Source organism: Alkaliphilus oremlandii OhILAs, assembly GCF_000018325.1.
GTDB lineage: Bacteria > Bacillota > Clostridia > Peptostreptococcales > Natronincolaceae > Alkaliphilus_B > Alkaliphilus_B oremlandii.
Genome location: NC_009922.1, coordinates 987965 through 1011964, shown reverse-complemented (window position 1 = coordinate 1011964; position 24000 = coordinate 987965). Strand labels below are relative to the sequence as shown.

Annotated in this window: 19 protein-coding genes, 1 riboswitch and 1 other annotated feature; of the genes, 3 read left to right on the top strand and 16 right to left on the bottom strand. The window is 36.4% G+C overall.

The genetic code is table 11. The features are described 5' to 3' along the window. Positions 1 to 276 precede the first annotated feature (276 nt). Entirely contained in the window at positions 277 to 1050 is a 774-nt protein-coding gene (locus CLOS_RS04760; RefSeq protein ID WP_012158782.1) for a serine hydrolase, read from the bottom strand. A gap of 59 nt (positions 1051 to 1109) precedes the next feature. Continuing rightward, positions 1110 to 2408, bottom strand: coding sequence for a GntT/GntP/DsdX family permease (locus CLOS_RS04755; RefSeq protein WP_012158781.1), 1299 nt, complete (start codon positions 2406 to 2408; stop codon positions 1110 to 1112). A 428-nt stretch (positions 2409 to 2836) separates the two neighbouring features. Next, positions 2837 to 3043: a binding site (T-box leader), on the top strand. Positions 3044 to 3084: 41 nt separating this feature from the next. On the opposite strand from CLOS_RS04755, the gene tyrS reads away from it, so the two are divergent. After that, positions 3085 to 4314 (top strand): tyrosine--tRNA ligase, encoded by a 1230-nt coding sequence (gene tyrS / locus CLOS_RS04750; protein ID WP_012158780.1) that lies wholly within the window; start codon positions 3085 to 3087, stop codon positions 4312 to 4314. Between the two features lie 92 nt (positions 4315 to 4406). Here the strand turns inward: tyrS and CLOS_RS04745 are convergent, their stop codons facing one another. Together CLOS_RS04745 and CLOS_RS04740 are read right to left on the bottom strand one after the other, a co-directional pair. Next, the gene (locus tag CLOS_RS04745) at positions 4407 to 6200 is read right to left on the bottom strand and encodes a 5'-nucleotidase C-terminal domain-containing protein (RefSeq protein ID WP_156774401.1); all 1794 of its coding nucleotides are present in this window, start codon (positions 6198 to 6200) and stop codon (positions 4407 to 4409) included. An 85-nt stretch (positions 6201 to 6285) separates the two neighbouring features. After that, on the bottom strand, positions 6286 to 7113 hold the full coding sequence (locus tag CLOS_RS04740) for a Cof-type HAD-IIB family hydrolase (RefSeq protein ID WP_012158778.1): 828 nt from the start codon (positions 7111 to 7113) through the stop codon (positions 6286 to 6288). A gap of 213 nt (positions 7114 to 7326) precedes the next feature. Between CLOS_RS04740 and CLOS_RS04735 the strand changes: the two genes are divergently transcribed. Further along, complete coding sequence (locus tag CLOS_RS04735) at positions 7327 to 7737, top strand: transcriptional regulator PerR (protein ID WP_012158777.1); 411 nt, start codon at positions 7327 to 7329, stop codon at positions 7735 to 7737. A gap of 5 nt (positions 7738 to 7742) precedes the next feature. Here CLOS_RS04735 and CLOS_RS04730 read toward each other — a convergent pair whose 3' ends face one another. From CLOS_RS04730 to lepB, 12 genes are all read right to left on the bottom strand, one after another. After that, positions 7743 to 8534: an ABC transporter ATP-binding protein gene (locus tag CLOS_RS04730; protein ID WP_012158776.1), complete on the bottom strand. Its 792-nt coding sequence runs from the start codon at positions 8532 to 8534 to the stop codon at positions 7743 to 7745. A gap of 12 nt (positions 8535 to 8546) precedes the next feature. Next, complete coding sequence (locus tag CLOS_RS04725; protein ID WP_012158775.1) at positions 8547 to 9587, bottom strand: FecCD family ABC transporter permease; 1041 nt, start codon at positions 9585 to 9587, stop codon at positions 8547 to 8549. A 22-nt stretch (positions 9588 to 9609) separates the two neighbouring features. Next, the gene (locus CLOS_RS04720; RefSeq protein WP_012158774.1) at positions 9610 to 10593 is read right to left on the bottom strand and encodes an ABC transporter substrate-binding protein; all 984 of its coding nucleotides are present in this window, start codon (positions 10591 to 10593) and stop codon (positions 9610 to 9612) included. 122 nt (positions 10594 to 10715) lie between these two features. Then, a riboswitch (cobalamin riboswitch) is annotated at positions 10716 to 10907 on the bottom strand. Positions 10908 to 10925: 18 nt separating this feature from the next. Next, positions 10926 to 12224, bottom strand: a complete 1299-nt coding sequence (locus CLOS_RS04715) for a lipase family alpha/beta hydrolase (protein WP_012158773.1) — start codon at positions 12222 to 12224, stop codon at positions 10926 to 10928. A gap of 255 nt (positions 12225 to 12479) precedes the next feature. Continuing rightward, positions 12480 to 13169, bottom strand: coding sequence for a DUF2225 domain-containing protein (locus tag CLOS_RS04710; RefSeq protein WP_012158772.1), 690 nt, complete (start codon positions 13167 to 13169; stop codon positions 12480 to 12482). Between the two features lie 96 nt (positions 13170 to 13265). After that, a complete protein-coding gene (locus CLOS_RS04705) occupies positions 13266 to 14627 on the bottom strand; it encodes a VanW family protein (RefSeq protein ID WP_012158771.1) in 1362 nt (453 codons plus the stop codon). Positions 14628 to 14696: 69 nt separating this feature from the next. Next, entirely contained in the window at positions 14697 to 16730 is a 2034-nt protein-coding gene (locus tag CLOS_RS04700; RefSeq protein WP_012158770.1) for a cell division protein FtsA, read from the bottom strand. Positions 16731 to 16846: 116 nt separating this feature from the next. Next, complete coding sequence (gene nth / locus CLOS_RS04695; protein ID WP_012158769.1) at positions 16847 to 17479, bottom strand: endonuclease III; 633 nt, start codon at positions 17477 to 17479, stop codon at positions 16847 to 16849. 234 nt (positions 17480 to 17713) lie between these two features. Next, entirely contained in the window at positions 17714 to 18901 is a 1188-nt protein-coding gene (locus CLOS_RS04690) for a glycine C-acetyltransferase (protein ID WP_012158768.1), read from the bottom strand. A gap of 325 nt (positions 18902 to 19226) precedes the next feature. Then, entirely contained in the window at positions 19227 to 21578 is a 2352-nt protein-coding gene (locus CLOS_RS04685) for a Lon protease family protein (RefSeq protein WP_012158767.1), read from the bottom strand. A 63-nt stretch (positions 21579 to 21641) separates the two neighbouring features. After that, entirely contained in the window at positions 21642 to 22769 is a 1128-nt protein-coding gene (queG, locus tag CLOS_RS04680; RefSeq protein WP_012158766.1) for a tRNA epoxyqueuosine(34) reductase QueG, read from the bottom strand. A 13-nt stretch (positions 22770 to 22782) separates the two neighbouring features. Next, positions 22783 to 23325, bottom strand: coding sequence for a signal peptidase I (gene lepB / locus CLOS_RS04675; RefSeq protein WP_012158765.1), 543 nt, complete (start codon positions 23323 to 23325; stop codon positions 22783 to 22785). A 236-nt stretch (positions 23326 to 23561) separates the two neighbouring features. Between lepB and CLOS_RS04670 the strand changes: the two genes are divergently transcribed. Continuing rightward, entirely contained in the window at positions 23562 to 23969 is a 408-nt protein-coding gene (locus CLOS_RS04670; RefSeq protein WP_012158764.1) for a RusA family crossover junction endodeoxyribonuclease, read from the top strand. Positions 23970 to 24000: the final 31 nt, after the last annotated feature.

Here is a 24000-nt window from a genome sequence, read left to right as displayed (position 1 = left end):
TTCCTAATACTTTTTGTCTCACCTACAGATTCTTCTAACTACAAAAAAAGCAAGGCCAAATAAACATATAACTTTTTTTGGCCTTGCTTACGACGATGTTTTGCATCTGAATAAACAAGTGATATTTTCGAAATATTCAGTTTACATATATATATTTATATTATACTAAGTGAATCATATATGCAATAAAAATATAATGTAATTTCATCTTTTATCAAATATTGTTATACGCAGCATATAAAAAATAATCCCTATTCAAAATCTAATAGGTTGCGATTATCCAGCATACTGGTCATAAACTAATTTTGATATATTTCCTATGATTTGCCTACCATCTTTATTGCTCTTTGTCTCATTTGTAAGAACACAAATAATATATTCACAATTAGGCAAGTAAACGATCCCTACATCATGTTCTAACCTATCCAAATCTCCCGTCTTATGAGCTATTACAGTGTTTTCCGGTAAATATAGATTTAATCGACCACCTACCTGCTGTCTTTTTAAGATGTCTAACATCATTTTGCTATAATATCCATCAATATTTTCACCTTTATATGTAAGTTCTAAAATATTCAACATATCCTGTGCTGAAGTATAATTTTCTCTTCCATATTTTACTGCAACTGAATCCATCATTTTTCTCTGCAATTTTGTCCTCTTTAATCCTAATTCCTGAGCCATTCTATTAACGTTATCCATTCCAACTATATCTATTAATAGATTGGTAGCTGTATTATCGCTTATAATAATCATCAGAGTCATTATTTCTCCCAAGGTAAATCGATGCCCAACATTCAGTTCTTTTAATATCCCATCTCCACCCGTGATCATTTTATCTGTTATTACAATTGTTTCATTTATGCTGAGTTTATTTTCTTTCACTTGCTTTAATAATTCTGACATTATTACCAGCTTTATTGTACTTGCAGAAGGAAAAATATAATCTTGATTTATCTGTATTATTTCCCCATTATTGAAGTTCTTTATTACTACAGCTACATTACCATCAATATCCCTTAAAAAACCTTTTATTTTATTTTCTAGCAATATAAATTCACCCCTTACCTAATATAGGCTTTATTTAATGTCCTGATTAAACTACATAGTTATCCTAAAAATGATCTCATTAAAACAAATACTACAGTACTTATGGTTATAGTCACTCCGAACTTCACCATATTCTTAAGATCCTTAGATCTTGCCAACCCCATTTGTCCTAACATATCAGCTTCAGGATATGCAAAGGAAGTTATTTGAGAACCAACCAGCAATATGGTTGCCCATAATCTGGGAGATAAGGCCAAACCTTCTACCAGTGGTTTAAACATACTATCCATTACAACTGATTGTGCAACTGCAGCACCGCCAATTCCAAATATTCCAGTTAAAGTTGATATTAAGGAAAAAACAACCTTACTCTGAGATCTTAATAGTGGTTGTATTAAATTAACCATTGCTTCAAATGCACCAGCCTCTGCAATAAAGGTGATAAATGGATGGAATAATACAAACATTATAAATAGCCATATCATACGTCCTGCGCCTTCCATCATTGTATCAAACAAGTCATTAAAATTCATTCCTCCGGCTTTGCCAGTTAAAATTGCAGCAGTAAACATTACAACGATTGCATATGAAGAACCACTTCCTTGAAAGATTCCATAAATAATTAAGAGGAGAACAGATAACCCAAACACCAAGGTTGCTCTTTGAGTCTCTGCTTTCACCACATAATTCATATCAGGCTTTTCTACGTTTTCATACATATATATACCCTTCGTTCTATTTTGGATCTTTAATGACATAAAGTATGTAACTATCCAGCAAATTGCTGCAATGGGCAATCCTACACCTACTAAATAGCTACCATAATTTAATCCTGTAAGCTCCATGATTGTAACAACCTGCGGTGAATATGGTCCTATGAATAACCCTGTAGCCCCAGCCCCCATAAAGACTGCTGCAAGTGTAGACGGTGTGATCCCTATTACAGCAACAAGTGGAATTAGAATAGGAGCTATAATTGCATTTGCACCTGCAAGAGTCCCTAGTAAAGCTACCAGCAATATTGAACAGACCATTGAAGTTATAATTGCTTTTTTCTCAGTATCTATGCCAATCTTCTTCATAAGCGCCATTACTACGTGCTCCGCAACACCTGTTTTTCTTAAAACAGCTCCTAATGCTGAACCTAGCAATATTATAAAGCCTATCAACGCCAAAAAAGATCCTAAGGCCTCAGAAATCACCCCGCCCATAGATAAAAGTGGTTGTTTCGTGATAATGGCACTTAAAATTACACATATCACTACATTTAGTACAGGATGTATGTCTTTAAATGCTAATATAATGTAAATTATCAGTGGTAATAAAGCGAAAATTGGTGATAAATTAAATAACATCATTAAAATCCCCCTTTTTTTAATTTTTTACTAAAATATGTATACTTGCTCCCAATTATGATGCAATCTATTGTACACCTCCTTCTTATATTCATTTCACATAGATCTTTGATGAATTTATCCTTAGTTTTAAAATATATTGATTGTGATTCAATATAGACTAAAGCACTTGTTAATTTTGTAATAAATTTAATGAAGATGTACATACTAAAAAAGCAAGGCCTTATCAATGTATACAACATTTTTTGGCCTTGCTTACGACGATGCTTTTGCATCTGAATAATCAAGTGATATTTTCTAAATATTCAGTTATATATTATATAGTATACCAATTCAATAGCATATGCAAGTAAAAACGTTCTAAAAAAATGAAATGGTATTGTATTTAATGTTTCACCTATGATATAATGGAGCAAAATATCTATTCATTGCTAAAAACTTTGAAAGAAATCAGTAGTCCCCATGGTTACAATTTTAGAGAGTAGATCGGTTGGTGAAAGATCTATAGCACATGGTAAGATGAATTACATTCTGGAGTTGCAAGGTCAAAAGCTTTGCCGGTTTTCACCCGTTATCGTGTTTTGAGGCATCGATTCGATGTAAATTAAGGTGGTACCACGAGTTATCTCGTCCTTTTGGACTGGATGGCTCTTTTTTATTTTCATAAGGAGGTTTTAAAATGGAAAATATATTTGATGTTTTAAAGGATCGTGGCTTCGTTAAACAATTTACCCACGAAGACGAAATCAGAGAATTACTAGGAAAAGAAAAAATTACATTCTACATAGGTTTCGACCCAACAGCAGACAGCTTGCACGTAGGCCACTTCGTACAGCTCATGGCCATGTCCCATCTTCAAAAAGCAGGTCATCGACCGATATTTCTTGCAGGTGGCGGTACAGGAATGGTTGGAGACCCATCTGGTAGAACTGATATGAGACAGATGATGACACCTGAAATCATCCAGCATAACGTCAACTGTTTTATCGACCAGAGCAAAAGGCTCATCGATCTATCTGAAAACAGTGGTGCTATTATAGAAAATAACGCAAACTGGTTATTAAGCTTAAATTATATTTCATTTATCAGGGAAATTGGGACACACTTCTCTGTTAATCGAATGCTCACTGCAGAATGCTTCAAAAACAGAATGGAAAAAGGATTATCTTTTTTCGAATTTAATTATATGATTATGCAAGCTTACGATTTTCTAGAACTTTTTAGAAGATATGGCTGCCGTCTACAATTGGGTGGGGACGATCAGTGGTCAAATATTATTGCAGGTGCAGACTTAATCCGAAGAGTAGAAAGTGAACCTGCTTACGGTATGACCTTTACCCTATTAACCACAAGCGAAGGCGTAAAAATGGGTAAAACACAATCCGGTGCTGTTTGGTTGGATCCTAAAAAAACATCGCCTTTTGAATTCTACCAATACTGGAGAAATGTAGCAGATGCTGATGTTGAAAAATGTCTTTCTCTACTTACATTTATTCCCATGGATGAAGTAAGAAAATTGGGCGCTCTCGAAGGTGCTGAAATCAACAGAGCCAAAGAAATTCTTGCATTTGAGGTAACGAAATTAGTTCATGGCGAAGAAGAGGCTACCAAGGCAGAGGAAGCGGCAAAGGCTTTATTTGGCCAGGGTGCTTTAGGAGGATCTATTCCTTCAACGGATCTTCCAAGGTCAGAACTTGCAGAAGGCATAGACATCATCACGCTACTTGTAACAGCAGAGCTGATACCATCCCGTGGAGAAGGAAGACGATTGATTCAACAAGGTGGCGTTGCGATTAACGACGAAAAAATCACAGATATAAATACTGTGATTACACTGGATTTCTTCAAAGAAGATACTTTGATGATTAAGAAAGGTAAAAAGACCTACCATCAAGTAAAGCTGGTTTAATATTAAAAGACCTGTGCGGCGCAAGGAACCTTGTGCCGTACAGGTCTTTTATATAGCGGAACCTCTTATCTAAGATGGGCCCTTTGATTCAATTACTGAGCAGGAATTAAGATAACCTGTCCTGGGAAAATTAAATCTGCATTTTTAATTGAATTCACTGTTTGCAGTTTTTGCCAAGTCGTATTGTACTTTATAGCAATTTTTGATAACCAATCTCCAGGTTGAACGATATAAGTAATATTTGCTTTTTCCACTGGCTTCGGTTCAACTGGATTTACGTCCTCGTCTGGAGCAGTTTCTTCTACTGGCGCTGGTTTCACTACGATTCTTCCCTCTACCTGAGGTTCAATCACCTTTACTTCTTGAATATATTGAACGATGGCCTCATCCATGGTCATCATCTCTTGTACAAATTCACCATCCTTGATCATGGTATATCCATCACCACCAGCAGCAAGGAAGTCATTGGTCGCAAGAATGTACTGTTTATTTAAATCTAAGGCTTCACCCTTTACAGTGATATCTACAACACGATCACCTACAGGTCTAGCAAGATCAATAGCATATGTCATCCCTGCTACATGAGGAAATCCACCTGCTAGGTCTGGGTAGGACTTTGTTCCATGTTCTAAAGCCTCTTTTAAAGCAGCACCAGAAACCTTCTTAACGAATAAAACGTTGCCAAATGGGAATACAGTTACGATATCCCCCTTTGTTATTTTACCCGCTTCAATAGAAGCTCGAATTCCGCCACCGTTTACTAATGCCACATCTGCATTGGTCCAGTGAAGGAAGATGTCTCCTGTTAAGTTTCCTAAGTTTGTCTCTTGCTTTCTAGATAATTCTCTTTCTCCATCTAGTCGAACCTTCGTTTCTCCAATTACTTCAGATAGCACTTTTTGTTGTTCTTCCGAAATTTTTCCAATTAAATTTTGAAGTTCTTCGTCAGCTTCTATCTCATTAAAGGTTTCTCTATTTAGTAAAGCCGCTGTCTTTTCTACAATTTTCCCATCTTGAACAGTAATCTCAACAACACCGAGATTCTTACTATACTCTCCTGTACTTGCAAGAAGGGTATTCTTAATAACCTTACCATTTTCAAATGCAGTATGACTATGGCCGTCGATGAATACATCAATACCCTCTACTTCATCAATTACCTTGTAGCTTGTATCCACACTCTCTGAGTCAATGCCTAAATGCCCCAAAGCAATAATTACATCTACACCTCGATCCTTTAGTTGGCTCACCATGGTCGCCGCAATCAGTGAAGGGTCTTCAAAGGTTAAACCTTCTACGTTTTTAGGGTTTGTTTTCACTACGGTTTCCGGTGTTGATAAACCGAAGATTCCTATGGTAACGCCGTCCACTTCTTTAATGATATAATCGGTCAATAAGGATTCATTTGTTTCAGTTTTAACATTGGCAGAAATAATAGGGAAATTACTTAATTCCTCCAGTTCCAGGAGTCTCTGGTATCCATAGTTAAAGTCATGATTTCCCGGTACTAAAGCATCATATTGCAAAGCATTCATTGCCTTCACTACACTTTCTCCCCTTTGTAGTGTAGCTATGGATAAACCATGGAATGTATCTCCTGCATCTAACACCAGTACATTTGGATTTTCTGCTCTAAAGGCATTGATATACCCTGCAATTTTGGCATACCCAATTTCACTAGAACTCCCCTCAATTCTTCCATGTACGTCGTTGGTATGGAAAATTGTAATCTTAGTAGCAGTGCTACTGTCTGCAAAAGCAAAGATTCCACCGAAGCTTCCCATAATCATGGTCACTACGATCAAGCTAATGAGTAATTTTCTTCCCTGAAGCGTCTTCAGCAAAACGATCACTTCCTTTCTTTTTTTAACAGAATTCTTTGGCATCCATAGGATATATGGCGCCATCCTGTATTTTATGAATATTCTATATTCTTTTTGTTTTTCCTTCCCAAATATTGAAAAATTAGTGTTAGATATCTAACACTAATTTTTCAATTCCCTTGGCCACACCACTTTCATCGTTGGAGCTGGTTATGTAGTGGGCCTCTTTTTTGACGGCTTCCTCTGCATTGCCCATTGCAACAAAGGTTCCCGAGTAGCTTTTCATGGATAAATCGTTAAAATGATCGCCAAATGAAATAATTTCCTCTCGTTTGATGCCATAGATTTTACTTAACATTTCGATGGCATTTCCCTTGGATACTCCTTTGTTCATAACCTCCAGGTTGTTATACCAGGATTTATTCAACTCAATTCCATAAATTTCTCCTAATTCAGTCTTAATCTGTAGCATTTTTTCTGAATCTTCATCTACTGCCATGATCTTTAATGTTTCAATGGGATTGTCCTTAAAATATAAATAGGAATCTTCTAATTTCTTGATGGGTATTTTATTTTCTTCACTCTGATCTTCATTCCAATCGTTATAGATAGCAGAGCTAAAGCCCAAACTTTCTATATAGATCGTATCTTCATCGTAGGTATGGAAATATACCTGATGCCTTCTAAAAATCTCCAATGACTTTAATAGATCTTCCTTACGAATTGGGTTGGTATAGATAATCTCATTGCTTGCAGCCTCCTTTATCAATGCACCGTTGCAGGCGATAATGGGGGAATCGATGCCCAGCATGTTTGCATAAAATTTAGCCGAGGTAAAGACCCTTCCCGTAGCAATGGCAACTTTAATGCCTTTCTCTTGCGCTTTCTTTAAAGCAATCTGATTCTCCTTGGTCACTTCTTTGTTGCGGTTTAATAAGGTTCCATCCATATCTAGTACGATTAATTTATACTTCATATTTTCCTCCTATGGTTTCAGTTAATATCATTGTCCTGCATTTTTATTCATTCCTCTTGCTTAATGCCTATATACTTAAAAATATTACCATATTTTCAAAGAAATTTGTTGGAACATTTTGCAAATTTCTTATTGACAAATAATTAACATGTTGTATAATAGATATATAATTGTATTTAATAATTATTATTATTTTAAAGGCGGTGTTTTATTATGGAACTTTTGATAAAAGAATTAAAATCCAATAGTTGTAAGATTACGCCTCAGCGTATCGCTGTATATCAGGCAATCAAAGAGTCTACCGATCATCCAAATGCAGAAACTGTTTTTAAGAAATTATATCCTACCTACCCTACCATGAGCTTGGCAACGGTTTATAAATCTTTAGAGCTATTTTGTAATCTACGCTTAATTCAGGTTATTAATATCGGTGAAAATAGTTTTCGATATGATGGAAGAACCGATGAGCACCAACATATTATCTGTACTCAATGCCAAAAAATAGAAGACTTAAACAACAATATATTTGAAGATTTAAAATATAAGGTAGCAGAAGTTTCAAATTATAAAATTAACAAACAGCAGCTTTGTTTCTATGGTATCTGTTCCGATTGTGCAAATTAGAAATTCTATCTTTCTATAGAAGATAGCGGTGTTACCTGTAATGAATTTATATGCTTATTTCTATCTACGATCATGTCTATCTTATATGCTATTCGTAGGTTTTCTTTTGTTATTACTTCTTCAGGGGTTCCCAAAATAATCTTCTTTCCTTTGTCCAGCAGCAGTATTTCTTTGCTGTAACGAGCAGCTAAATTGATATCGTGAAGTGCCATAACAATAGTTACGCCTTTATCTCTATTGAGTACTTTGAGCAAGTCCATAATTTCTATTTGATGATGCATGTCCAAGGCCGCCGTAGGCTCGTCCAAGAGCAAAACCTGTGGTTCCTGTGCCAATGCTCTTGCTATTACAACCCTTTGACTTTCCCCACCACTCAGCTGGCTGATCGGTCGATCTTTCAAATGCCACGTATTCGTTCTTTCCATGGATTCTCTTATAATTGCAACATCTGCTTCACTTTCCTGCTTAAATCTCTCAATGTAAGGATTTCGTCCCATTGATACAATGTCGTGAGCTGTAAAATCATATTCAATATTTGTATTTTGTGGAACTACAGCCAGTTCACGAGCTAAATCTTTCGCTTTATAGTGCTTTAATAATTTTTGGTCTAAAAGAATAATTCCCTCTCTAGGCTTTAAAGTTGTAGATATATTCTTTAACAATGTAGATTTCCCAGATCCATTGGGCCCTATGATTGTTAAAATATTTCCCCGGGAAATATTTAATGTGATTTCATCTAAAATTCTTGTATCTTCATATTCAAAAATAAGTTCTTTTATTTCTACAGATTTTCCCACCCAACTTCACCTCTATACGCTTTTTTTGTATTTTCTAAGTAAATATATAAAGAAAGGTCCTCCTGCCAGTGCTGTAATAATCCCCACCGGTATTTCAGTCGGTGCAATCATAGTTCTTGCTACTGTGTCTGCCACAACTAAAAAAGTTCCGCCTACCAATCCACTGGCTGGAATCAATACCCGATGGTCCGGTCCTACAACAATGCGGACGATATGAGGCACGATAAGCCCTACAAATCCTATGATGCCACTGACAGAAACCAAACAAGCAGTGATTAAGACACTGGTAATCAAAATGATCTTCTTAACCTTTTCGACTTCTACCCCCATATTTTTTGCACTATCTTCTCCCAGTAGCATAATATTCAAATCCTTAGAGAAAACATAGATTAGGATACTGCCTAAAAGGACGGGCAGTACAGTTATCTGTACATGATTCCATCCCCTACCAGAAAAACTGCCTAAGGTCCAAAAAATGATGGTGCTTACGTCTTTCGTTGAAATCGTCATTAAAAAGGACATAATGGCAGTAAAAAATTGTCCCGTAGCGACTCCTGCAAGGAGCAAAGTCGTTACAGGTACCTTTCCTTTGATTCGAGCCATGGTATACACAATTAAAGTTGAAAGCAAAGCGCCTATAAATGCAAATATAGATATCGCACCCATACCCATAAAAGTCCTATTTAATTTTAGTAGGATGGCGATAGCAGCTCCTAAAGCCGCCCCTGAGGATGTACCGACAATGAAGGGGTCTGCCATAGGGTTCTTTAACATCCCTTGAAAGGATACACCGACAATGGATAAACCATATCCAACCAAAAACGATAATAATACTCTCGGTAAACGTATATTTTGTATAATTGCCATATGAGATTTTTGTATATTTGAAACATCCATATAATTCCCTATTAAGGGAACTGGTTTTAAAATAATCTTTATACTGTCTATGACGGTGACATTGGCCACGCCAATAACCACAGATATAAGGATGGCTGCTAATGAAATCATTAGCAGCATAGGGAATGATTTAAAATATTTATTTTTTTCCATCATGGTATTCCTCCATCAAAACACCCTAGAACGCCTCTGGATGTAGCGCTTTCGCAATTAATTCTAGTGCTTCTATGATTCTAACACCTGGTCTCGATACGATATTTGGTTCTAATAACTCAATTCGATCATTTTTAACGGCGTCTATTGTATCGTATCCCGGTCTTGACTTGATCCTGCTCTTTAATTCTTCAGCTTCTTTATCACTGAGGGTAAAGTTTTCAAGAGTATGCGCTGGTGCAAGATAAACCTGTGGATTTTTTTCTATCATGGCCTCCACGCTATATTGAGGGTATGCACCTTCTCCGTCCACAGCAACATTTTCTCCACCTGCTAAAGTAATCAACTCATGGATAAAAGAGCCTACCCCTGCAGTCATCAATGGTTCATCCCAAACTTGATAAAATGTCCTTACCTTATCCAAATCTTTTACTTTATTCACAATTTCATCTTTTTTTGCTTTCATATTGTGAATTATTTCTTCCGCCTTCGTTTCTACCCCCATAATACTTCCTAAATCGGATATGGTATTAAAGATTTCTTCCGTCGTTTCGGGAGAGTAGATCAATACATGAATTCCAGCAGCCTTTATCTGCTCAATGGCTTCCGGTACAGCTTCATTATATAAAAACACGATCTCTGGATCCAATTCTAATATCTTCTCTACATTCACTGCAAATGCACTGCCTATTTTCTCTTTCTCCAAAGCTTCCGCAGGATAATCACAGTAATCTGAAACTCCAACAATTTGATCCTTTAAGCCCAAGGTAAATAAAATTTCAGTTTGACTCGGTGAAACGGAAACTACCTTTTTTGGCTTCTCATTTATTGTTACAGTATTTCCAAAGCTATCCACAATTTCTTTAGGATACGCTGTACTCTTAACATTTTCTCCGTTATTATCTACGGGATTTTTGGGAAGTTCTACAGTTTTTGGTGAACAACCAGCTACAAAGGTTACCATTAAGAGCATAACCGCGATTAAAACAGAAATTTTTGCTTTTTTCATTTTGCTTTTTCCTCCTATGATTTCTTAGATCGACATAAAACTTCGATTCCTTCAAATTAAAAAATCCCCACTAAAAGTGAGGGATATTCTTATCTTAACGGCTTACCCCTCCCTCCGAGGGTATCATTTATCTAAAGTCGGCAGGTCTCCTGACTCGTGAATCATTTTCCTCAGCACCTTCCCAACCTAGCTTTAAATTCCTAGATCAGTGGTTCATTGCCGATTCATCATCACCTACAGTAGCGGGGGCTGTAATGGATTTTAACCATTTTCCCTTTTAAGCTCAATTGAGCACCTTCTATATTGAATTCGTCTTAATAATATCAGAAAAACTAGAGATTTTCAAATGAAAATTTGTTCATACATTGTACATTGCCCCCATGAATGCTCAACTCTTTCTCCATAAATGGGCTACACACAAAGATATGGCTGCCATCTCCATATGGATGTTCTACTGCTAGGCTGTACTTGCCCTTGGGTAAGTTTCGCATCATGATCCAAATATAGTTTTTTCCAAATTGTTGGGCAATATAATCGTATTCTGTGGTGAATCTTCCATTTTCAAATTTACCAATGATCGCTTCCTCATTCTTCAGTTCTACCTTCATATCCCTTTGAAGAATAATGCCAAATGGACATTCTTCTATAATCTCTGAATCTTTTTTCCCCTTACTCCTATTTAAATTATAGATCTTCTCTAAGTATTCTATGGATTTCAGTAGTATTCCTGTGTGACTTCCTTCTATTACGTATAGCTTAGCATCCTCTAGCTTAGCGCTGTGTACCGTTACAGTACCATCCCCTTTTTTAGTCCTGAGGGTGCTCTTAATACATCCCTTTCTATCCTTTAACAAGACTTCTTTATCCAGCACCAAAGCTGACCATGTTGAATGTCCATCTCCAACAAAACAATAGATATTTTCTGTACCATTTTTCAAAGAAATAATTTCTTTATTTAATCGATCCAGTAGAGGATTCTCATATACCGTATACTTCCTAGGAATAAATCGAGTTTCTCCATCTTCTTTATAGCATAAAATATCTCCATAATCCTGAGATGGGATTAAATCACCCAAACCTCTGAAATTATGATGAAGTTCTTCAATATGATCTGCACCCAAAGGGATTTCTAATATTTTAGTTAATATCCAAATATATCCGCTTCGTATGATATCCATTAGATTTTTTTCTCTTTTATCTTTCATAATTTTGCCTGTACTCCAAAGATAATATGCTTCTATATTCCCTCGATTTGGTGTGCCAAAGCACATAAAGTTCCGAACATTTCCTAAGTATCCCTCTCCTTGTATATAGGTACGTCCTACAACACCACCCATACTATGGCATAGCAAATCTACTTTTTGAGTTGGATATTTCTTCTTCACTTCTGTCAGGATGGGCATTAAAAATTGGTCTACAATCTCCTCACAGCCTTTTCTCCAATCGTAGTAGCAAATCCATAGATTTCCGTTTACTTCATACCCCATCTTCTCCAATTCGTTGATAAAAGGGCGGTAGAACCAACCAGCAACGCCGAAACTCCACTCCACCTGAGTTCCTAAAATCTCTCCACCGATGGACCCCATCAATCCAGGAATAAATATAATTGGGTTTAATTCTGTAGTACTCATCTTATCCCTTCTTTCATTTTCATCTCAATTTATACTTATCCTGTCATTTCAAGATATATGACTGAAAGGGAATCTATTGATAACAAATTATATTATTTTCTACAACAAAAAAAGCCGTGATGGTATCACCGCTTTTTTGAGAAATTTCATTATACAACTTTTATTCAACATTATTTTAAGCGCCTGAAACTGTAAGTTCTACCTAGAGCTGAGTGCCATTTACAGTTTGTGAGCCTAGGAGAACAAACTTTATTTTTAGTTTGAATTCAACTTTGCTTCATCATTCTGCTCTTTTGCTAATTGCCATTGCTCTCGTGCTTTTATTTGAAGATGTCTTTTATTTTTGATATTGGGATGATCTAGTGTAATGCTATACCATCTAACGGCTTGCTTATATCGACCAACTCTCCGATTGAGCTCACCATTTAAATAAGCTAAAGATACCTCATCCAGCCCCTGTTCATCAATCCGCTCGGTTTGATAGGAGGCCTCAAAAAGCTCCAGGGCATGGGTTAAAAAGGTTATTTCTTTTGGATTGTTTGTTTCTCTGTAAAGCCATGCCAGCCTTAGGCTGATTCCGGCCATATAGCTCTTTGACTTATTTAGAATCTGTCCGATCAATAAAGCCATTTTGAAGCTTTCTTCTGCTTCACTATAGGTTCTAACACCACCATAACTTCTTTCCTTCCATTTGGGCCGAATGGATTTACTGATTAAGTCCTCCTGCTGACTGGTTATATTATCAAATTCTTTTTCCGTAGCACTGTATCCGCAGGTGGGACATACCCAAATATAATAATAATTCGGGTTGATATCTTTAAATATTACATTAAAATCTTCTTCTCTTCTTTCAATTCTTAGACCTCTTGTTCTTATTTTTTTCGTTGTAAATCGATGTCTGCACACAGGGCATTTGCAGTCTTTATCATAAAGTAATTCTTCCATATGCGTCCTCCCTTTAATACCTTATACAAGTTCCATTCTGTCCATATCATATACCATCATAAATCCTCAAAGTACGGCACTACCACCTGACGTGGATCACTCCTGCTTCGTACCTTCTATCATAACACCATTTCTAGGAGGATAGTAGTCTTTTGTAATTAATTCACGCTTTATTTCTTTCCCATTCTGCAGATAAATCTTATAGGTGAATACCCGATATCCCTTTTTTGAAGCTTTACTGATTTTTCTTTCTCCCACATACATATTGGGGTCCTTCTTGATCTCCATTTTAGGTTCAATCACTTCAACAGTTTCAGATATTAGATCGATCAGGATATCCTCTGCCTCTTTACCGTATAATTTTACATATATTTTATTATCCTTCACATAACTTTCTATATAGATTGGATGGTTTTTATTATTTTTAAATTTAAAGTCGATATAGCCATAGGCAACCGTTGCATCATGACCCATGGGCACGTAGCCTACGGGTAAACCATGATTTCGCCTCGCTGTAATTTCTATACCAGAACGAACAACAGCCTGATATAAAGTGGTGGAAACCTGACAGATGCCTCCGCCAACGCCGGGTACAAACTCCCCATTGACGATTACTAGGGCTTCTTGGTATCCCTCCTCTACACTTCTCGGACCCGTACTTTCATTAAAGGAAAATTCTTCACCAGGCATTAATACGGTCCCATCAATACTTTGAGCAGCAAGTTTAATATTTTCAACCCTTCCTGTCTGCTCCAAGTTAAATGCTGTACTGAACTGACCAATCAAAGGTCCAATCATTTTTAAGTCCTCCTCCTTAATCAGAGGATCAATGTATTGAACAGGAACTTGAATTGGAAGATTCTGATTTTCCTTGATTGCCCTTACGATATGCTCTTTTAGCGCCTCTTTTTCCACAGCAATTCCCGGTTCTTCTTTGTGTAGGATAAAAGAACCGTTTTTTCGTTCCATGCGTGCATCCTTTGCATCTCTATCTAGGGTATTTCCAATATCGTCCACTATAGCATCCATCTTTATTCTATCAAAATACGGTCCCAGTTCAATTACTTCAGGTTTCTTCCTTAAGGCAATGACCTTTTTGATTCTCTCTAAATAATTGCCACTTCTTCCGATACCATAGGCTTTATCAATATAATCCTCTAGCATATAATAGACACCTAAATCATCATAGGGAACCGTCCAGTTCTTATCTTCATATTGAATATCTATAGAAAGGCTATCGATTCGCTCTTTTAAAGCATCTCTCATTTTGGCACTTGCCTCTTTTGGACTGAGTCCACCTACGTCTACATCCTCAATGAATATATTGGAGAAGATCGCTGTATCACTGAATATCCATGTGGCTACACCGATGGAAGAGGCCACCACCAGCAAAAATATAATACCTATGATCCATATTTTCTTTTTATTCCATTGAATCCTTTGGGTAGAAAATTTCATATATAATCACTCCTGAAAATTCGGTATATTATATATTATTTCAATTTGTAAAAAATATACTGAAATCTTCTATTTGTCCCAATAAATACGGATTTCATCTCCTGTTTCTATTAAATCTGTATAGCTAGCCTCTTTCCCATTCAAGGTTAATACAAGCTTCCCTCGAACAGCACTTCTATCGAAATCCATATGCTCAAAGATATCTACAAAAATATTGCTACAATTTTTTCTCGGGATCTGTAGTGGTTTACCATTGCATTGAATTAGAATGCTTTGCTCCGTACATTGAATGGTATCGCTGTTCGACCCCTGTTCCTGCTTCAATTCATTCTTTTCTTCTCGTTCTTCTGCTATCTCTACTTTTCTTTCAAGGGTGATCCTGTCTTTATTTACAATCTTTGTATGCAAAGAAGCGATTTCTTCGTTGACTTTAATCGTATATCCATCATGAATTATATCTAGATATGCACAAAGACTTAGAACAGTATCTAAGCATATGTATTCTACCGCATCCCCATCTTTTAATAGGTCATCCATCTTTGGTTTTTCACCATTGACTTTGCATTGGTGTATTTGTGGTATAGATTTGCCATTCACAAATATTTCATTTTCCAAAGGGATCATGTTCTCTAAACTGTATTGTGCAGGAGCACCTTCTTGAGCAGGACTGATATTAATAAGATCTCCATCTTTGATGCTGGACCCAATATTGGATCTTTGTCCATTAATCAAAATTTCTGCTGGCTCCCCATACTGTCCGTACAATATCCTTTGGGCACCATTGATAGTGACTTCTATGGACTTACCCCTTTTCGGAATCAAATCCCTAGGGTTGTACCCTGCCAATACCAGAGCATCCATGATCTTTAATTTTTTAGTTTGAAACAACTTAAACCGCTGTGTATTAATAAAGATCTCAATAAAATCTAATTCCTGATGATTTAAAGATTTCGCTAAAATTCCTATTGGTGTAATGCACTCTGGTCCAGCAATAGGTTCCTTCACGAATACCGTATTTTGTACGGTTTCTATTCCCCTCACCACGACTCTCTCTTCTGGAATTTCCAAATTTTCTGCAATAAATTTACTCAAACGAGGCGTTTGGCTACCACCACCAATCAAAAAGACAGCACTGGGAGATTTTCCGTTCTGTTCTACAATACAGTTGGAAATTAAGTTGGCTAAATGCTGGATGGCAGGTTGGATTTTATGAATCATTTCCTCGCTGGATATTTCATAGGGAATCCCTACAATATCCGAAAATCGTTGAACTTTTTCTCGATTTAAATTAACTTTTAGAGCTTCCGCTGCATCAAAATCCAGCAAATAATTTTTACAGATTTCCTCTGTAATATGATCGCCTGCACAAGTTGTCATGCCATAAGCAACAATGGTACCTTCTTTTGTAATTGCCACGTCCGATGTTCCAGCACCGATATCTACTAAAGCTAAGTTTAGTAGCCTCGCATTTTCCGGGATGGCAACCTCTATGGCAGCAATAGGCTCTAGGGTCATATATCGAACCTCTAAATTTAACTTGGAGGTTACCGCATATAAACTGTCCACAACCATTTGTGGCAGAAAAGTAGCCAAAATATCTAACTTCACCTTGTTTCCCTTTTGACCTAAAGGGTTTAATATCATCCCATCATTGATATAATAACGCACCACGGTATGCCCAACACAGAAATACTTTGTACTTTCTTCGCTCTGCTTTTCAATTTCATACTGTGCTTTTTGCAATCCTTCAATTTCCAAGCTATTGATTAAATCCTGATGGATTTCCTTGAGGGGATCAATCTCTCGTTCAATGGTGATTCGATCTGTTTTAAGTGATCTACCAGCAGCAGCAATCGATACTTCATCTAAGGTACAGTTGGCCTTTTTCTCCAAGGCTAATTTTACTTTTCGAACGACTTCGATCACTCCATCAATATCATGAATCTGACCGTTTAACATGGCCCTTTTCGTATGAAATTCTATAACCATATGTTCAATATGAATTTTATCATTGGATTTTTTTCCTAATATTCCCATTACACTTCTTGTGCCAATATCTAGTGCAAAAACAAATCCACTATTGCGGAGTTCTTCGTATGCCATATACTACTACACCCTTTCTAATACAAAAAAATTATACTTATATTTTCTTCACAAAATCCTTTTTTCCTTTATTCTTCGACATAAAAATAAAACCCCAACAATATTTGTCGAGATTTTTATTTTGTAACATTTTTATAATACTTACAATAATCCTTGATGACGCACTCACCGCAATTGGGATTCCTTGCATAACAGCATCTTCTCCCATGAAATATGATCAGATGGTGCGCTAAGCTCCAAAGCTTTTTACTAATGGCTTTTTGAAGCTGTAATTCCGTATCCAAAACATTGTCTGCATTGGCTAATCCAATTCGATTGGACACTCTAAAAACATGGGTATCTACCGCTATGGATGGAACACCAAAGGCGTTGCTTAAAACCACATTGGCTGTTTTCCTTCCAGCTCCTGCCAAAGAGGTGATCCCATCCATAGTATTTGGTACTTCTCCATTAAATTCTTCTTTCAACTGTCTACACATTGTGTAGATATGCTTCGCTTTATTTCTGTAAAGACCGATCTGCTTAATTCTATTTTCCAGCTCTGCCTGGGTTAGAAGTAAGAACTCATCTAATGTAGGGTACTCCTTAAACAGATCCTTCGTTACTTCATTCACCTTTTTATCCGTGGTTTGCGCCGATAAAATTGTGGCTACCAATAACTGAAATGGATTTTCATGCTCTAGTTCACATTTTGCATCGGGATACTCTGCCATTAAAAGCTCTATGATTTTCTTATTTTTAGCATTCATATCTCTTCTCCTATATTTTATACTCTACTTTTCTAGTATCTTATATGAATAGAATAATCGCAGTCTCATTGCACAATTTCACGCTCCTTCCAGTCGATGAAATTGGCATTCGTTGCGTTCGACCTACCATCAATTTACTGCTTCCTTTGGTGGCATGAATTGGGTTCGGTCATAAAAAGCAAGCCTGTGGTTTTAAACCACCTGCTTGCTTCTATTCTATTATAATTTTTAAAATTATAATAGGTTCATTTCTTCTCCAACTTTTTTGAAGGTTTCAACAGCTCTGTCTAGCTGTTCTTTCGTATGTCCAGCAGTTACCATACATCTTAATCTACCAGTTCCCTTTGGCACTGTTGGGAATACAATGGCTGAAACAAAGACACCATTTTCTAGAAGCTTTCTACTAAATTCCATAGTCTTCGCTTCATCTCCAATAATTACTGGTGTAATTGGTGTTTGGCTATTTCCAATGTTAAATCCTAATTGACTCATCTTTGCTTTGAAGTACTTCGCATTATCCCAAAGTCGATCCGTATATTCTGTTGTCGTCATCAGCATGTTAATGGCCTCTGTAATTGCCGCAATGGCTGCTGGAGGTAAGGATGTACTGAATAGTAACGGTCGTCCTCTATGACTTAACCAGTCTCTCATAGTTGCACTACCTGCAACGTATCCACCTACAACGCCGATGGCCTTGGATAAGGTTCCGATTGTAAAATCTACCCTACCATGAAGTCCAAAATGATCTACGGTACCTCTTCCACTTTCACCAAGTACACCAGATCCATGGGCATCATCTACATAGGTCATGGCATTATATTTTTCAGCAAGTCCAACAATATCTGGAAGCGGAGCAATATCTCCATCCATACTGAATACACCATCTGTAATAATCAGCATATTTCTATATTTGTCTCTATTGGCTTTTAAAACCTCTTCTAAGTTGTTCATATCTGCATGTTTAAATATTGTTTTATCTGCTCTGCTCAATCTAGCGCCATCAATAATACTGGCATGATTTAATTCATCCGATATGATTAAGTCTCCTTTTTCTGTAATCGCTTGAATGGTTCCTGCATTACAGTTGAATCCAGATTGGAAGCTCATAACGGCTTCTTCTCTTTTAAATTCTGCAAGTTTTTTATCTAAGATTTCGTGGATGTCCATGTTTCCAACAATGGTTCTAACAGCACCAGAGCCTACACCATATTTTTCCACAGCTTCAATAGCAGCCTTTTTTAATCTAGGGTGGTTTGCAAATCCTAAATAGTTATTAGAAGATAGATTGATTACTTTTTTACCATTTAAAATGGATTCTGCTTCGTTAGGTCCCTCGAGCACCGGAAGCTGACGGTAAACACCTTGGTCTTTTAACTCTTGTATCTTTTCCTTTAAAAAGTTTAATTCATGAACATTTGACATAAATGAACCTCCTTTAGTAAAATTCAATATTCTAAAGCTATCAAATCCAATGATATAAATTATGTAGTCACAATATATTATACACCATATCTGTATAAACTCCTGCTTCCTATTTTAAAAATTACAAAGTTGTAAATTTCATTGGGAAGTACAGGTCAATGAAGCTTCGCAGTCTCATTGTACAATTTTATTCTCCCTTTGGTCGATAAAATTGGCATTCGTTGCGTTTGACCTACCGTCAATTTATCGCTTCCTTTGGTCCATAAATTGGGTTCGGTCATAAAAAGTAGGAAGAACTTTCTCCTTCCTACTGATATCCCATATACTACTTATTATTCACATCTTCTAGCAATTTTAATCTTTCTTCTATGATTTTATATACTTCTTCTGCTTTCTGATCCGTCAATATTTGGATCCCTTCATCGATATGCCCAACGGCATAGATATGGAATTGATTATTCTTAACAGCCTCGATTACTTCGTCTCTTAACATTAAATCTTCTATATTCTGGTATGGAATGATGACCCCTTGATCTCCAGTTAATCCTTTTCTCGTACAGATATTAAAGAATCCTTCTATCTTTTCTGTAACGCCACCGACAGGCTGAATGAACCCTTTTTGGTTTACAGAACCAGTTACGGCAATATTTTGTTTAATTGGGATTTTCCCCATACTTGACAGCAAGCAATAAAGTTCTGCACTGGAGGCACTATCACCATCTACGCCACCGTAGGATTGTTCAAAACAGATTTGTGCCCTTAGGTTTAAGTCTTGGTCTTGGGCAAATTTTTCTAATAAAAATCCCGTTAGAATCAACACGCCTTTATCATAAATATCACCGCTCAAGTTTGCCTCTCTCTCAATGTTGATAATATTTCCCTTGCCTTTACTGACAGCCGTCGTAATAACACTTGGATTACCAAAGAGGTATTCTCCGATGGTAATTACAGATAGGCCATTGATTACACCCACCTTACGTCCACTAACATCCATCAATATTTTGCCTTCTGCAAAGGATTTTAGAATTTTTTCCTCGTATCGGTTCAGTCGATTCATTTTTTTACGAATTGCGTATTGCACATGATCTCCTGATATGATTGGCGACTTCTCTAACTTTGCCCACTGGTTTGCTTCAATGATAATCTCAATAATTTTATTAAACCTTGCCGATAAACGATTTTGATTACCGATTAATCTTGAGCTATATTCCATCAACTCAGCTACCGCAGATTTATCAAAGTGTAGAAAATTCTCCTGTTTCGTATAGCAACTGATAAAACTGATAATCTTTCTTTCATTTTCTTCATTTCGTTCCATATCCTCGTTAAAATCCACCAATATCTTAAAATACTTTGCAAATTCTTCGTCATATTCGTGGAGCAGGTAATATAAATAGCTGCTTCCGATTAAAATCACCTTGATTTTGATCGGGATCGGCTCCAATTTCATTGAAGAGACTTCGCCGATTCCCAAATGACTATTGATACTTTCAACGGCAACCTCTCCAGTTTGTAGTGTTCTCTTTAAAGCTTCCCAAGCGTATGGGTTGCTTAGAAGCTGCTTTGCATGAATGATTAAGTACCCACCATTGGCAGTATGGATGGCACCTGGTTTCACCAGCAGAAAATCCGTTCTAAGATTGCCATTAATGTTTTCATATTCAATTCTGCCGACTAGATTATTTAACGTCGGGTTAAATTCCATGATCGCTGGTGCCCCTTTGGTATTGCTATTATCTATCATTAAATTCACTTTATATTTCTTCAGAGCATCTTCATTTTCCAAAGAGCGAATATTGACCATATCCTCCTCTTCTTCTACATCTTCAGAATAAAAGTAAAATATATTTTCAATAATATCACTTTCAACTTTTTTCAGGTAATCACATATATTTTCACACTCTTTATATTTATTAAATAGGTCGTTCATCAATGGTTTTACAATATATAAACCGACTCTAAGCTCTAATTGCAATAATTTCTTTTTTGCTGCCCTCTCCAGCTTTTTTGCATTACTTAATAACTCCAAAGTGGCCTCATGTAGCTCATTGAGCTGCATTTCGATCGCATCCTTAATTTCCTTATCCAGTTCTGCAACCTGTTCCTCCGATAGTTCCTCATCTTCATATATCGGAATGAATACAAAGCCATTATTTGTATTTTTAAAGATGAATTTTTTCTCCTTGGCATAATCGGATAAATCTTGAATAAGCTTATTCTTTTTCTCTTGGTATTCCTTTATAATCTCATTTCTCTGTCGTTCATAATCCATACTGTGAAAAACCCTAGGAACTTGGATTAATAGTTCATCAACTAAATCTTCCATATCTTTTTTAAAAATTTTTCCCATACCTGCTGGCAGATTCAATGCCTCTACCTCACCCCTAGACTGGAAGCTATATACATAACACCAATCATCGGGTATGGCCCTATTTTTCGCCCAAGACTCTACAACCTTCTTTGCATAGCTGGTTCTTCCAGTACCATTTCCACCGCTAATATAGATATTATAGCTTGGATGCTCTACTCCAAGACCAAAGTTCATTGCTTCTTCTGCTCTTTCCTGACCCATGATACCGATTAAGCAAGGTATTTCTTCCGTGGTTTCAAAGTCGAACTTACTGATGTCGCACTGTTTTTTTAATTTTATATAGGGTAATCTATAATCTTTATGCACTATTCTCCCTCCTTTAGTGAATCACTTCTATATCATCCTATTCGGGAGAGGTGCTTTCCTACACTATTTATTTTTATAATTATCCAAATACTTGTGAATCGTCATAAGAACTTCCTGATCTTTTTCATTCCCCTTCATTGAAGAAATCAGCTGTACAGTTTTTTGGGGATGGATGCTATATAATGTTTCTATGGTTATTTTTCTAATATCCGGTCTTTCATCCTTCAGCATGGGAATTAAATGAGGCCATGGATTTTCATCCTTATAATTCCCCAAGGCAATAATTGCATTTCTTTGCAAAGTTTTTTTCCCTCGCCAGCCGGAAGCGTTTCCCTTAAAGATCTCGTTATATTCTTTATTGGAAATATGAAGTAGCTCTATTAAGTCTACACAATGAGAAGGGTTCTTTGGCATAAATTCTTTCGTCGTCATTTCTTTGATCCCTTTGTTATGAGGGCAAACATTTTGGCAAATGTCACATCCATAAATTTTCTTACCGATGAGCAGGCGCACATCTTCAGCAATGTCTCTTTTTTGCTGAAGAATGTTGGATAAGCATTTGTTTGCATCGAATTGGTAGGGACCTTCGATAGCAGATGTGGGGCACTGTTCAATACATAGATTACAGCCATAACAATGAACATTTTCTAAGGACTTGTCCTCTTCAAAAGCCATATTATTGATCATATATCCAATAAATATCCAAGATCCATACGTTTTGTTGATGATTGCAGAATTATACCCATAAAAACCAATGCCGCTACGATTGGCTACATATCGATCCACTAAGGGGCCTGTATCTACAAAAGCTTTATATTGAAAGTCTTCCTCTTCATTTTTTATAAAATCAGCCAATTGATTTAGCTTTTCCTTTAAAACCAAATGATAATCTTTTCCCCAAGCTGTTCGGGCTAGTTCCCCATAAAACTTAGGCTTTTCACTGCATGGTAGTTGATCTGCTCCTACATAATAGGACATAGCAATCACGATAATAGATTTTGCAGTGTCCAAGGTTTTTCTCGGATCAACTCTTAGTTGGATATCCTCTTCCTCAAAACCAGATAATTTTCCATTGATTTTACGATCTAAAAGGATTTGCCTCAAATCATCAAACGGACCTGCATCTGTAAATCCAATTAAATCGATTCCTATTGATTTTGAGTATTGTACGATCTTTTCCTTTAAATTCACCTTATTTCCTCCCTTACTTGGATGAAATAAAGGCCTTTACTTCATCCAATGGCCAAACCTTAAATAGCACCTTTCCTTTGATTTTATCCTTCGGAACAAAACCGAAGGTTCTGCTATCGTTGCTGTCATTGCGATTGTCTCCCATGACAAAAACAGCATCTGGCGGTACAACCCCTTCTAGAAGCTGATAATTTCGTTTTAAATACTCTTCTTCAAAGATATAGTTCTCCACTTTTCTTTCCCCATTGATGTATAGGATTCCATCTTCTATATAAAAATGATCGCTTTCTTTTGCTATGACTCTTTTGATGAAAATTTCATCCTGATTTGATTGATCCGGTGGATTGAATATCACCAAATCTCCAATATTTAACCGATGGTATATAAATGGTGCTTTACCAATTAGGAGCCTGTCTTCGCTATCTAAAGTAGGCGCCATAGATTGTCCATTGACTACAGCAAAGCTAAAGAGCAAATTTTCGATTACCACAGCAATCACAACAGCAATCAGCACTGCTTCCAACCATTCTATAATCACATGAATTTTTTCCTTCATTATAACACATCCCAATTATATTTTTATAAAATTTTTCCATCCTCTAAATTATTGGCACTTTATAAAAAAAGATTCCATAAAATCACCATATTGGAACTTTTTTCGAAACTTATTTACGGTAAAGTTCTTTCTTTTGAATATATGGTAAGAAAAACTTTCCTCTTGGTTATAAAAAATCTATGCCAGATATCTGAAGTGCATCTTAATTTGTGCTACAATAGAAATGGAGGTGCACTATGATAAAATTTACGATACCAGGACGTCCCTTGAGCAAATCCAACTTTAAGCTTACAAATATCAACGGTCAGGCTTGGATGCCCAGAGCTGGCAAGCATAGTAAATATGTCGCTTATGAAAATATGATTGCAGGCTATATCAATCAGCAATACATGGGTCCACAGCTTGATATTCAGTTAATTACCGTTTTAAAGCTTTACTTTCCAGATAAAAGAATGGGAGACTTGCATAACTATCCGAAAAGTATCTGTGATGGTATTGAAAAAAGTGGTATCATAACCAACGATAAACTCCTTAGGCCTGTACTATTATTTGACTTTGTTGACAAAGACAATCCTAGAGTTGAAATTGAACTCTATGATTTTAATGAGTATAAAATTGAATACAGTATCACTCCAATCAAGTAATATCTCTATACGAATCATATGAATATAGGGC